The sequence below is a fragment of the Ancylobacter sp. WKF20 genome, assembly GCF_029760895.1.
Lineage (GTDB): Bacteria > Pseudomonadota > Alphaproteobacteria > Rhizobiales > Xanthobacteraceae > Ancylobacter.
Window position 1 is genome coordinate 1,825,797 of the sequence record NZ_CP121679.1, and the last position, 12,405, is coordinate 1,838,201.

Consider the following 12,405-nt stretch of genomic DNA (forward strand, 5'->3'; position numbering starts at 1 on the left):
CGGAACGGGAATACGGGAAGAAGGATAAAGGCTTGATTCCAGCCGGAATCGCTTCCCCGTTTGCCCGCTCACTGCCGGTCCCATCATGGCCCAGACTCTCGGCCCTGTCGCCGCGCTCCTGCTCGGCGTGTTCTTTCTGGTTACCGGCAGCGGCCTGCAGAACACGCTGCTCCCGCTGCGCGGCGCGTTTGAGGGCTTCAGCGCCATCAATCTCGGCATATTGGGATCGAGCTATTATCTCGGCTTCGTCATTGGCTGCCTCGCCGTGCCGCACCTCGTGCGCCGCTCCGGCCATATCCGCGCCTTCGCCGCCCTGACCTCAGGCGTGGTGGCGACGATGATGGGCCATCTCATCGTCATCGACCCCTTCGTCTGGTTCGGGCTGCGCGCCATCACCGGCTTCTGCTTCGCCGGGCTCTATCTCGTCATCGAGAGCTGGCTGAACGACCGCGCCACCAACCAGACGCGCGGCTTCGTCATGAGCGCCTATGTCATGGTGGACTACGCCGCGCTCACCGCCGGGCAGATGATGATCACGCTCTACCCGGTGCGCGGCTTCGAGCTGTTCGGCCTTGCGGCCATCCTGTTCTCCCTCGCCACCCTGCCGGTGGTGATGTCCAATGCCGGCCAGCCCGCGCCGATCGAGACCGCGCGCATCCGCCCGCTGCGCCTGTTCCGCGCCGCGCCGGTGGCAATGGTGGGCTGCTTCGTCATCGGCCTGACCAATGGCTCGCTCTGGTCGCTCGGGCCGATCTTCGGCATCGGCCGGGGCCTCACCGCCGATGGCGCGGCGACCTTCATGAGCGCGGTGGTCGTCGCGGGCGCCGTGGCGCAATGGCCGGTCGGCTTCTTCTCGGACCGCACCGACCGCCGGCGCATCCTTGCCGGGCTGATGGTGGGCGCCATGCTCGCCGGGCTGGCGCTCGGCATGTTCGATTTCGGCCTGCTCGGCCTGTGCCTGCTCGGCCTGTTCTACGGCGCGCTGTCGCTGCCGGCCTATTCGCTCGCAGCCGCCCATGCCTATGACCGCACGCCCGCCTCGCAGGCGGTGGAGACGGCGGCGGGGCTCCTGCTGCTCTATGGCATCGGCTCGGTGGTCGGCCCGGCACTCGCCTCCTACGGCATGCAGCATTACGGGCCGGGCTCGCTGTTCTACTTCACCGCCGCCTCGCACACGCTGCTGCTGCTGTTCGTGGTCTGGCGCATGTGCTGCCGGGATACGCCGGCCGGCACGGTGCACGCGGCTGTCGACGAGGCGAGCGCCGCCTCCGCCATCACCGGCACGGTGCCCCAGCCCGAGGACGACACGGCGGAAAGGCCCGCCGCCGCCGACCGCCGGGCGCAGATGCGCCGATCGACCGACGCCGGCAGCTTCCCCACCGAGCAGGACGGGCGCTCGGACGGCGGCTGAGGCGCGGCAGAACCGGGAACCTTGCCGCCGGTACGCCGTTCTTGGCGTGAAGGCCGCAGGGATCCCGCCATGTTCAAATACGCCGTCATCTTTCTCATCATCTCGATCATTGCCGGCGCCATCGGCATGACCAATGTGTCCGCCCTGGCGCGCCGGCTGTCGCTGATCCTGTTCGGCCTGTTCTTCCTGATCTTCATCGCCCTCATCGGCCTCGCTTTGCTGGTCGATCAGGCGATCACCACGCCCTGAGCCTTCCGCAAGGTGAGGAATTGCGCACCGCATTGACGTACCGCAAAGCGGGCGCGACGGCGGGCGCCTAGGGTTGCCTCATCCAACGATGGGGAGAACGCCAATGCCCATGGAAACCGTGCTTTTTCTCGCCTTCACGCTGCTGGCCTTCGGCGGCTTCGCTGGCACGCTGGCCTATGTCGACATCTCGACCAAGGCCACCCGCCGCCACAACCACCCGCTTCCGGGCGAATGAGCCCGAGCTGAAACTTTCGGTCATCCCGTCCCCAACCGGGCCCTCCGGCCGAAAGCGGCGCGTTCCAGGCGCCCGTGCTTGACGGCACGCTCTGCCCCGTTCACCAGCCCCCGGTGGACGGGGCTTTTGTTTGGGCGACTAGCGCTCGCTCATGGCAAGCTTCGCGCCGAGCGCCACGAAAGCCGCGGCAAAGCCCCGCCGCATCCAGGCGAGGATGGCCGGGCGCGCGGCGAGTTGGCCACGGATCGCCGCCGCGAACAGGCCATAGAGTGCGAAGACCACGAAGGTCATCGCCATGAACACCGCCGACATTTCCATCATCCTCAGCAAGACGGCCGGTTCCGCGGGCGCGATGAACTGCGGCAGGAAGGCCACGAAGAAGATGGAGAGCTTGGGGTTGAGCAGGTTGAGCAGGATGCCGTCGGCGATCACCCGCCCCGGCCGCAGCCGTGCCGCTTCCGGGGTGATGCGCAGCGGCCCGTCCGCCCGCAGCACCTGCCACGCCATATAAAGGAGATAGGCGACGCCGGCATAGCGCAGCGTCTCATAGGCCAGCGCGCTGGCATGCAGCACCGCCGCGAGCCCGAGCATGGCGGCGGCGAGATGCGGCACGATACCGAGCGTGCAGGCAAAGGCGGCGAGCAGGCTGGCCGCGCGCCCCTGCCCCAGCCCGGCGGCCATCGTGTAGAGCGCGCCGGTTCCCGGCGAGGCGACGACGATGAAGCAGATGAGAAGGAAGTCGGGCGACAGGGCGGCGGTCATCGGTTCGCGCTCCGCGAGGGGAATGCGCGAAGGCTAACGGCGGGCAGGCGGGCCGGACACCCGAAACCGCCAGCGCACGAAAAAGAAAAGGCGGCCCGCAGGCCGCCTTTTCGCATTCCGTTGAGACGCGCTCAGTTATCGAGGAACGAGCGCAGCTTGCGGCTCCGCGAGGGGTGCTTGAGCTTGCGCAGCGCCTTGGCTTCGATCTGGCGGATACGCTCGCGGGTGACCGAGAACTGCTGGCCGACCTCTTCCAGCGTGTGATCGGTGTTCATGCCGATGCCGAAGCGCATGCGCAGCACGCGCTCCTCGCGCGGGGTGAGCGAGGCGAGCACGCGCGTGGTGGTCTCGCGCAAGTTCGACTGGATCGCCGCGTCGATCGGCAGGATGGCGTTCTTGTCCTCGATGAAGTCGCCGAGATGGCTGTCTTCCTCGTCGCCGATGGGCGTCTCGAGCGAAATCGGCTCCTTGGCGATCTTGAGAACCTTGCGGACCTTCTCCAGGGGCATGCCGAGCTTCTCGGCCAGTTCCTCCGGGGTCGGCTCGCGGCCGATCTCGTGCAGCATCTGGCGCGAGGTGCGCACGATCTTGTTGATCGTCTCGATCATGTGCACGGGAATGCGGATGGTGCGGGCCTGATCGGCGATCGAGCGGGTGATCGCCTGACGGATCCACCAGGTCGCATAGGTCGAGAACTTGTAGCCGCGCCGGTACTCGAACTTGTCGACCGCCTTCATCAGGCCGATATTGCCTTCCTGGATGAGGTCCAGGAACTGCAGACCGCGGTTGGTGTACTTCTTGGCGATGGAGATGACGAGGCGCAGGTTCGCCTCGACCATTTCCTTCTTGGCCTGACGGGCTTCCTTCTCGCCCTTCTGGACCATCTGGACGATCTTGCGGAATTCCTGGATTTCCAGCCCGGTCTCGGTGGCCAGCGCGTGGATTTCCGAACGCAGATCGCGGATGCCGTCCAGTTCCTGGCCGACAAAGCCCTTCCAGCCGCGCGAGGTCAGGTTCTTGACCCGGCTGATCCACTTCGGGTCGAGCTCGGAGCCCTGATACTGCTTCAGGAAGTCCTCGCGCGAGACGCCGAAGCTCTCCGCAAGACGCATCAGCCGGCCTTCAAGCGACACGAGCCGCTTGTTGATGTCGTAGAGCTGCTCGACGAGGTTGTCGATGCGCGCCTGGTTGAGCGACAGCGACTTCACGTCGAGGATCAAATCGTCCTTGAGCTTCTTGTACTTGCGGTCCTGCGACGGCGAGAGACTCTCATTCTTGAGCTTCGACTCGACGTTCTGGTCCTGCAGGCGGCGCAGCTTCTTGTAATAATCGGCGATGCGGTCGAAGGTCTCCAGAACCTTCGGCTTGATCTCCGCTTCCATGGCGGCGAGGGAGAGCGAGTTCTCCATGTCGTCGTCATCGTCGGCGGCGATGGTCTCGCCCAGCGTCGGCTCACGCTCCTCATCGCCTTCCGGCGCCAGCGTGCCGCCCTCGACGATCGGGCCATTCTTCGCCTCGGGACCGGCATAGGTCGCCTCGAGGTCGATGATGTCGCGCAGCAGCACCTTGCCTTCGACGAGTTCGTCGCGCCAGATGATGATGGCCTGGAAGGTCAGCGGGCTCTCGCAGAGGCCCGCGATCATCGCCTCGCGACCGGCCTCGATGCGCTTGGCGATGGCGATTTCGCCCTCGCGGGAGAGCAGCTCGACCGAGCCCATCTCGCGCAGATACATGCGCACCGGATCGTCGGTGCGCTCGCCCGGCTCGGACTTGGTCTCGGAACGGATGACCGCGCGCGGGGCCGATTCGGCGATCTCGCCGCCGGACTCTTCCTCGTCGTCCGCCGCTTCCGCCGTCTCCTCGCCCTCGGCTTCCGCCTCGGCCTCTTCCGCCTCGACCACGTTGATGCCCATCTCGTTGAGCATCGCGTAGATGTCTTCGATCTGGTCGGACGTGTTCTGCTCGGAGGGGAGAACCTCGTTCAGCTCGTCATAGGTGACATAGCCACGCTTCTTGGCGAGCTTGATCATCTTCCGGACGCCAGCGTCCGAAAGGTCCAGCAACGGGCTATCCGGGGTGTCGCCATCCTTCTCGGGGGCTTCCGTCGCGTCCGCTGCCTGCTTCGCCATACGTGTGCTCCTCAACCGCCGTCCGGCTTTCGCCCGGCGCCCGACAGCGTCCGGTTGATCCGGCCACCGCCCTTCGACCTTAAACCTCGCGCCACGATCGCCGAGACGATCACGACGCAAACGGGGCCACACGCTCCACGGCGCAGGTGATGCGCGGGGCGGGCGACCCAGAGGACTTTCTACATCGACCGCCCGGAACGACCCGATGCGGCGCCGAACCCCTCTACCAAAGCTTCGGTGCCGTCAAGTGCCGCGAGCTGTCTTTGTATGTCGAGAAAGCGTGCCCAGTTCATCTCGGTGGGCTCCTCTGCGAGGCGTTTCTCCGCTTCCTTCAGGTCTTTAGATAGGGCATGGCTGCGCCGGTGCAAGACCAGCCGCTGGTGCCACCACAATTCCACATCAGCCCGCCCGGCATCGGCGAAGGCCGGCCAGTCGTGCCGCGCCACCGCGATCTGGGCGAGGCGCTGGGCCACCGGGGCGACACCGACCGCCTCCAGCCGCGCGGCCAGATGCTCGGCATCCTCATCCGCCCCTTCCATATGGGCGTCGAGCAGCGCCTGCCGCAAACGGGCAGCGTCCTTGTTCTGCAAGGGCAGGTCGGCGATTTCCTCGGCGAAGCGCTCCATCAGCCAGGGATGGTTCATCGCGGCGAAGAGAAGCAGCGCCTCGTTGCGCGGAATTTCCGCCGCCGCGCCGCGCAGCAGGGCCGAGCGGCGCATGCCCTCGCCGGCCGAGCCGGCGGCGCCGCGTCCACCCACGCCCCGGCGTTCCCCCGGCCCGCCACGTCCCGCAAAGCGCGTGCCGAAACGTCCCGGCTCGCGCCGCCCGCCCCCTCCCCCGCCCGGCGCATAGACCGGGGCGAACAGCCGGCGGAAGCGCTCCATCAGCTCGGCGCGGTAATGCTTGCGCACCGTCTCGTCGGCAATGACGCGGACGATCTCGCCAATACGGGCCTCCAGCGCGGCGCGGCGCTCGGGCGTATCGACATTGGCGCTCTCCAGCTCGCGCTCCCACAGCACGTCGGCAAGCGGGCGGGCCTGGGCGAGCACCGCCTCCACTGCCTCGCGGCCGCCGGCGCGGACGAGATCGTCGGGATCCTGCCCGTCCGGCAGCGTGCCGAAGCCGAGGCTCACGCCGGGCTTCAGATGGGGCATGGCGAGATCGAGCGCACGATAGGCCGCGCGCCGGCCGGCCTTGTCGCCGTCGAACAGCAGCACCGGCTCGGGCGCCATCTTCCAGAGCAGCGCGAGCTGGTCCTCGGTCAGCGCCGTGCCGAGCGGGGCCACCGCCGCCGGAAAGCCGGCCTCGACCAGCGCGATGACGTCGACATAGCCCTCGACCGCGATCACTGGCGCGCCCTTATGGGCGGCCGCGCGGGCGTTGAAGCCGTTATAGAGCAGCGAGCCCTTGTGAAAGAGCGAGGTCTCCGGCGAGTTGAGGTACTTGGCCGAGACATCCTTCTCCAGCGCCCGCCCGCCAAAGGCCACGACCCGGCCGCGCAGATCGGTGATGGGGAACATCACGCGGTCGCGGAAGCGGTCATAGGGAATGGCGATGTCGTCGGCGGAAATCAGCAGGCCGGCCTCGATCATGTCCTCGATCGGCACGCCCTTGCCGCCCAGCGCCTCCTTCAGCGCGTAGCGGTCGGGCGGGGCGTAGCCAAGGCGGAAACGCTGCTGCGTCGCGGGGCCGAGGCCACGGTCGGCGAGATAGCCGCGCCCCTTGGCGCCGGCGCGGTTCTGCAGCGTGGTCTCGAAGAATTTGGTGGCGAGCTCCATCACCTCATGCAGCGTCTTGCGACGGCTCTCGCGCTTCTCCTCCTCGCGCGACTGCACGGGCATCGGCACCCCGGCCATGCCGGCAAGCCGCTCCACCGCCTCCGGGAAGGGCAGGCCCTCGACCTCCATCATGAAGTCGAACTGGTCGCCATGCTTGCCGGAGGAGAAGCAGTGATAGAAGCCCTTCTGGTCGTTCACATAGAAGGACGGGGTCTTCTCGGGATTGAACGGCGAGAGGCCGCGCCATTCGCGCCCCTGCTTCTTCAATTGCACGCGCTTTCCCACCACCTCCGACACCGGGAGGCGGGCGCGAATCTCGTCGAGGAACGAGGGCGGGAAGCGCATGGGGGAATCGGTACTCCGAGGCGAATGCCCCTTCTATCAGGCAAGAGGTAGGCCGGATGACGGCGCCGCCCCCTCAGGTGGCGTGCCGACCCCCTGTCGGCAATCCCTGCCCGCTATCCCCACTATTCACCGGGACGGGCGCGAGACGGATATTAAACTTAATGGTTGACAGTTCGCCGCCGAACCCCAATATTCAACCACATGGTTGAACAAATAGACATCGCCGATCCCCGGCTGGACCACATCTTCCACGCCCTCGCCGACCCGACCCGACGTGCCATGCTGCAAAGCCTCAGCGAGCGGGAGCGCACGGTGGGCGAACTGGCGGAGCCTTTCGCCATGTCGCTCGCCGGGGCCTCCAAGCACATCAAGGCGCTGGAGGCCGCCGGGCTGGTGCGGCGCGAGGTGCGCGGGCGCCAGCATCTGTGCCGGCTCGAGCCGGCCCGGCTCGCCACCGCCCATGACTGGCTCAGCTTCTACGAGCGGTTCTGGACCGGGCGCCTCAACACCCTCGACGCCCTGCTGCGCGCCGAGGACGCCGCCGCCGCCGCCCGCCAACAGGGAGAAACGCCATGACCGCGCAAGCAAACGCCTCCACTGACGACTTCGCCCGCCTCGACGCCCCCGACACGCTGCGCTTCGAACGCATCCTCCCCGGCCCGGTCGAGCGGGTCTGGTCCTATCTCACCGAGCCGGAGAAGCGCCGGCTCTGGCTGGCGGACGGGGCGATGGAGCTGCGGAACGGCGGCGCGGTCGATCTGGTGTTCCGCAATGGTGAGCTCAATGCCGGCCAGCCGACGCCGGAGAACTTCGCCAAATTCGCCGGCGAGATCCACAATCCGGGCACCGTGCTCGCCTGCGAGCCGAACCGGCTGCTGCGCTTCACCTGGGAGTCCGACGGGCCGAATGAGTCGGAAGTGACCTTCGAGCTGGCGCCGCGCGGGGAGCGGGTGCTGCTCACCGTCACCCACCGGCGCCTCGTCCAGCGCAGCACCCGGCTCGGCGTCGCCGGCGGCTGGCACGCCCATCTCACCTTGCTGGCCGACCTGCTCGAAGCGCGCGAGCGCAGCGCCCTGTGGCCGCTCTTTGCGCAGTACCGCGCGGCATACGAGACGCGCCTGCCGGAATGAGGCCCTGCTAGAAACAAACGGCCGGGCACACGCCCGGCCCTCAGCTCACGCCCATATGAGCGCGCCACAGCGCCGCCGCGAGGATGCCCAGCGCAATGGCCGGCAGCGCCTTGCGCAGCAGCAGACGGGCGAGGATGGCGACGCCCACCGCGACATAGCCCTCCGGCCCGCCGCGCACCGTCGCCGGCACCACCAGCGCGACCAGCACCGCCCCGGCGAGATAGCGCAGGAAGTTTTCGGTCCGGGCGGACATCGGCACGAAGCCGACGAGGAATATCCCGCCAGCCCGCGTCGCATAGGTGACGAGGGCCATGGCGAAGACGACGAGCAGGGCTTGCGTGGTGGTCATGGGCGGATCACCTCGGACGCTTCAGCTCGTCGCGCAGGAGGCCGGCGAGGCCACCCGCCAGTCCCCCGACCATGACGTGCCAGTTCGGCGGCAGAAACCACACCGCGCCCATGGCCGCCAGACCCGCCACCAGCCAGGGCAGATCGTCCACCCGCCCCCGCCGCAGCCCGACCAGCGTGGTGGCGAAGAACGCCACCAGCACGAGATCGAGCGCATAGGTCTTCACATCATCCAGCGTCAGCCCGCCGGCGACCGCGCCCAGAATCGTCGCCGCCACCCAGGTCGCCCACATCAGCAGGCCGCCGCCGACGAGATAGCCGAGATCACGCTCGCCCTTGCGCTCGGCAGCGATCAGCGCCGCCCAGTTGAGGTCGCTCAGCAGCGTCATCGCCCCATAGACCTTCCACGGCGCCAGCCCCCGGCATAAGGCCCGCAGCGAGGCGCCCAGCAGGATGTGCCGGGCATTGATGGCAAAGGTCGCCACCAGCAGCGGCAGCCACGGCACCGGGCTTGTCCACAGGTCCAGCACCGCGAACTGCGACGCCCCGGCGAAGACGACGACGCTCATCAGCGCCGCAAGCCAGCCCTCCAGCCCGGCGCCGCGCGCGGCGATGCCAAAGGCGACGCCGAACACGAAGACGGGCGGGAGAACGGCAATGATCGCACGCGCCCCGCGCCAGCACCCCGCCCAGGTCAGCGTGGCCGGCGTGGGCGTTTGGGGGTCTGGGGACATGGCAATATTGTGCGTAAGGGAATTGGCCAGACGCCCTGACTCAGGCCGTCAGCAGCGCCTTCACCGTACCGCTCGCCTTGCCGAAATCCATCACGCCGGTGTGACGCTCCTTGAGCGCCGCCATGGTGCGGCCCATGTCCTTGAGGCCGTGGGCGCCGATCTCGGCGATGATGGCGGCGATGGCGGCCTGCGCCTCGGCTTCCGTCATCTGCGTCGGCAGGAAGCCCTGAATGACCGCGATTTCCTCGCGCTCCTGCGTCGACAGGTCGGCGCGGCCGGCTTCCTCATAGACCTTGGCGGATTCTTCGCGCTGCTTGATCATCTTGGTCAGCAGGCCGAGCAGTTCCTCGTCGGAGAGCGGGTCCTTGCCATGGCCGCGCGCCTCGATGTCGCGGTCCTTGATCGCCGCATTGATGAGCCGAAGCGTACCGAGGCGGACCTTGTCGCCCGCCTTCATCGATTCCTTCAGCGAAGTGTTGATCTGGTCGCGCAGCACCTTGTCCGCCTTGCTTCTGTTCGCGGGCCGGCGGCGCCGGAAGCTCTCCGCGCCGTCCCACACCCACGAAGCGATTGTTGATCCGCCCCGAAAACCGGTCTCGAAACCTTCGGGCCGCCGCATCTCGGGCGTTCGGCCGCGATTTCGCCGCAGCCATCCGCTTGACGAGGGACAGATGCGCAGCCTGGAGGCTGGCGTCCGGCGCGGCGACCGACTAATTAGGGCACACAACGACAGGGAACAAGATCAGATGAGCGGTAGCGCTGAACAGCTCTCCGGCGGCGACGTGTGGGCCGAGCCCCTCCCGACCGCCCTCCTCGTGCTGGCCGACGGCACCGTCCTTGAAGGCTTCGGGCTGGGTGCTACCGGCCAGGCAGTCGGCGAGGTGTGCTTCAACACGGCGATGACGGGTTATCAGGAAGTGCTGACCGATCCGTCCTATGCCGGGCAGATCATCACCTTCACCTTCCCCCATATCGGCAATGTCGGCACCAATGAGGACGACATCGAGACGATCTCGATGGCCGGCGCCTCGGGCGTGCGCGGCGTGGTGCTGCACTCGGCCATCACCGATCCCTCGAACTACCGCGCCACGCGCCATTTCGACCAGTGGCTGAAGGCCCGCGGCATTATCGCCATTTCCGGCATCGACACGCGCGCGCTCACCGCGCTGATCCGCGACAAGGGCATGCCCAATGCGGTGATCGCCCATGCCGCCGACGGGAAGTTCGATGTCGACGCGCTGAAGAAGGAAGCGGCCGCGTGGCCGGGCCTCGTCGGCATGGACCTCGTGCCGATGGTCACCAGCGCCCAGCGCTTCACCTGGGACGAGACCCCGTGGCAGTGGCCGCAGGGCTATGGCCAGCAGACCGCGCCGGCCCACCACGTCGTCGCCATCGACTACGGCATCAAGCGCAACATCCTGCGCCTGCTCGCCCGCGCCGGCTGCAAGGTGACCGTGCTGCCGGCGACCGCCACCTCCGAGGAGGTGCTGGCGCTGAACCCGGACGGCGTGTTCCTCTCAAACGGCCCGGGCGACCCGGCGGCGACCGGCGAATATGCCGTGCCGGTGATTCGCGACATCATCGACCGGGGCATCCCGACCTTCGGCATCTGCCTCGGCCACCAGATGCTCGGCCTCGCCGTCGGCGGGCGCACGATGAAGATGCATCAGGGCCATCACGGCGCGAACCATCCGGTCAAGGACATGACCACCGGCAAGGTCGAGATCACCTCGATGAATCACGGCTTCGCGGTTGATCGCGACAGCCTGCCGGCCACCGCGCGCGAGACCCATGTCTCGCTGTTCGACGGCTCCAATGCCGGCATCGAGCTGACCGACAAGCCGGTCTTCTCCGTGCAGTATCACCCCGAGGCGAGCCCCGGCCCGCAGGACAGCCACTATCTGTTCGACCGCTTCGTCGATCTGATCGCGAAGACCAAGAAGGCGGCCTGAACAACGGAATTTGCGTGCCCGGCCCCGCGGCCGGGCACCACACCCCGCGGGGGTTGACCGTCGCACAAGAGAACATAACATGAATGCGGAAGGAGTTTCCGCGTGGATGACACTCTCAAGGCCAAGCTCGGCATTCTTGCCGACGCCGCGAAATATGACGCCTCCTGCGCTTCCTCCGGCGGGCGCGGGCGCAAGGCGGAGAAGGACGGCATCGGCTCCACCACGGGCGCCGGCATCTGCCATTCCTACACGCCGGACGGGCGCTGCGTGTCGCTGCTGAAAATCCTGCTGACCAATTACTGCCTGTTCGACTGCGCCTATTGCATCAACCGTCGCTCCTCGAATGTGGAGCGGGCGCGGCTCTCGATCGACGAGGTGGTGCGCATCACGCTCGGCTTCTACAAGCGCAACTACATTGAGGGGCTGTTCCTCTCCTCCGGCATCATCCGCTCGCCCGATTACACGATGGAGCAGATGATGCTGGTCGCGCGCACGCTGCGCCGCGACCACGGCTTCGCCGGCTATATCCACCTCAAGGCCATTCCCGAGGCGAGCCCCTGGCTCATCGAGCAGGCGGGACTCTGGGCCGACCGGCTCTCGGTCAATATCGAGCTTGCCTCCGACATCAGCCTGAAATCGCTGGCGCCGGAGAAGAACGCGCCCGGCATCAAGGCGACGATGGGCCAGATGCAGGAGCGCATTGTCGAAGCGAAGGAAGAGCGCCGCCGCTTCGCCCCGGCCGGGCAGAGCACGCAGATGATCGTCGGCGCGGACGACACCACGGACGAGACGGTGCTGCGCACCAGCGCCGGGCTTTATGGCGGCTATGGCCTGCGGCGCGTCTATTACTCAGCCTTCAGCCCGATCCCGGAGGCGAGCCGCGTGCTGCCGGTGAAAGCCGCCCCGCTCCGGCGCGAGAACAGGCTGTACCAAGCCGACTGGCTGCTGCGCTATTATGGCTTCAGCGTTGACGAGATCGCCGCCGGCGGCAGCGCGGGGATGCTCGACCTCGATATTGACCCCAAGCTCGCCTGGGCGCTGAAGCACCGCGACCGCTTCCCGGTCGATGTGAACGCCGCCGACCGCGAGCTTCTGCTGCGCGTGCCGGGCCTTGGCGCGCGGGCGGTCGACCGCATCCTGCGCGCCCGGCGCCAGACGCGGCTGACGCTGGACGATATCGGACGGCTGAGCACGGGCGTGAAGCGGGCCCGCGCCTTCCTCATCACTGCCGACCATCACCCGTTGAAACTGACCGACCGCTCGGATTTGCGCGAGCGCCTCGCACCGCCGGCGCGGCAGCTGGAGCTGTTCGCGTGAGCGGGTCAGGCGCGC

At 67.6% G+C, this 12,405-nt stretch carries 13 protein-coding genes; 7 read left to right on the plus strand and 6 right to left on the minus strand.

Going from position 1 to position 12,405, the window contains the following annotated elements:
• Positions 1-85: 85 nt before the first annotated feature.
• From AncyloWKF20_RS08390 to AncyloWKF20_RS08400, 3 genes are all read left to right on the plus strand, one after another.
• A complete protein-coding gene (locus AncyloWKF20_RS08390) occupies positions 86-1,411 on the plus strand; it encodes an MFS transporter (protein WP_279317418.1) in 1,326 nt (441 codons plus the stop codon).
• Positions 1,412-1,480: 69 nt separating this feature from the next.
• Positions 1,481-1,660, plus strand: coding sequence for a DUF1328 family protein (locus tag AncyloWKF20_RS08395; protein WP_267581897.1), 180 nt, complete (start codon positions 1,481-1,483; stop codon positions 1,658-1,660).
• A 109-nt stretch (positions 1,661-1,769) separates the two neighbouring features.
• Positions 1,770-1,895, plus strand: a complete 126-nt coding sequence (locus AncyloWKF20_RS08400) for a hypothetical protein (RefSeq protein WP_279317419.1) — start codon at positions 1,770-1,772, stop codon at positions 1,893-1,895.
• 138 nt (positions 1,896-2,033) lie between these two features.
• Here the strand turns inward: AncyloWKF20_RS08400 and AncyloWKF20_RS08405 are convergent, their stop codons facing one another.
• From AncyloWKF20_RS08405 to dnaG, 3 genes are all read right to left on the minus strand, one after another.
• A complete protein-coding gene (locus AncyloWKF20_RS08405; protein WP_279317912.1) occupies positions 2,034-2,645 on the minus strand; it encodes a LysE family translocator in 612 nt (203 codons plus the stop codon).
• A gap of 143 nt (positions 2,646-2,788) precedes the next feature.
• Positions 2,789-4,786 carry an RNA polymerase sigma factor RpoD gene (gene rpoD / locus AncyloWKF20_RS08410; protein ID WP_267581892.1) on the minus strand — a complete coding sequence of 666 codons (1,998 nt, stop codon included), beginning with the start codon at positions 4,784-4,786 and terminating at the stop codon, positions 2,789-2,791.
• 179 nt (positions 4,787-4,965) lie between these two features.
• Positions 4,966-6,909, minus strand: coding sequence for a DNA primase (gene dnaG, locus AncyloWKF20_RS08415; RefSeq protein ID WP_279317420.1), 1,944 nt, complete (start codon positions 6,907-6,909; stop codon positions 4,966-4,968).
• Between the two features lie 201 nt (positions 6,910-7,110).
• Between dnaG and AncyloWKF20_RS08420 the strand changes: the two genes are divergently transcribed.
• Both AncyloWKF20_RS08420 and AncyloWKF20_RS08425 read left to right on the plus strand, forming a co-directional pair.
• On the plus strand, positions 7,111-7,485 hold the full coding sequence (locus tag AncyloWKF20_RS08420; protein ID WP_279317421.1) for a metalloregulator ArsR/SmtB family transcription factor: 375 nt from the start codon (positions 7,111-7,113) through the stop codon (positions 7,483-7,485).
• On the plus strand, positions 7,482-8,039 hold the full coding sequence (locus AncyloWKF20_RS08425) for an SRPBCC family protein (protein WP_279317422.1): 558 nt from the start codon (positions 7,482-7,484) through the stop codon (positions 8,037-8,039). The genes AncyloWKF20_RS08420 and AncyloWKF20_RS08425 overlap by 4 nt, the downstream gene beginning before the upstream one ends.
• A gap of 40 nt (positions 8,040-8,079) precedes the next feature.
• Here AncyloWKF20_RS08425 and AncyloWKF20_RS08430 read toward each other — a convergent pair whose 3' ends face one another.
• Genes AncyloWKF20_RS08430 through AncyloWKF20_RS08440 form a run of 3 tightly spaced genes read right to left on the minus strand, consistent with a single transcriptional unit; the run spans position 8,080 to position 9,617 of the window.
• On the minus strand, positions 8,080-8,388 hold the full coding sequence (locus AncyloWKF20_RS08430) for an AzlD domain-containing protein (protein WP_279317423.1): 309 nt from the start codon (positions 8,386-8,388) through the stop codon (positions 8,080-8,082).
• 7 nt (positions 8,389-8,395) lie between these two features.
• Complete coding sequence (locus AncyloWKF20_RS08435; RefSeq protein WP_279317424.1) at positions 8,396-9,121, minus strand: AzlC family ABC transporter permease; 726 nt, start codon at positions 9,119-9,121, stop codon at positions 8,396-8,398.
• Between the two features lie 40 nt (positions 9,122-9,161).
• Complete coding sequence (locus AncyloWKF20_RS08440; protein ID WP_279317913.1) at positions 9,162-9,617, minus strand: GatB/YqeY domain-containing protein; 456 nt, start codon at positions 9,615-9,617, stop codon at positions 9,162-9,164.
• A gap of 250 nt (positions 9,618-9,867) precedes the next feature.
• Here AncyloWKF20_RS08440 and carA point away from each other — a divergent pair, with 250 nt between their 5' ends.
• Together carA and AncyloWKF20_RS08450 are read left to right on the plus strand one after the other, a co-directional pair.
• Positions 9,868-11,073 carry a glutamine-hydrolyzing carbamoyl-phosphate synthase small subunit gene (carA, locus tag AncyloWKF20_RS08445; RefSeq protein WP_279317425.1) on the plus strand — a complete coding sequence of 402 codons (1,206 nt, stop codon included), beginning with the start codon at positions 9,868-9,870 and terminating at the stop codon, positions 11,071-11,073.
• Positions 11,074-11,175: 102 nt separating this feature from the next.
• Complete coding sequence (locus AncyloWKF20_RS08450) at positions 11,176-12,390, plus strand: putative DNA modification/repair radical SAM protein (protein WP_279317426.1); 1,215 nt, start codon at positions 11,176-11,178, stop codon at positions 12,388-12,390.
• Positions 12,391-12,405: the final 15 nt, after the last annotated feature.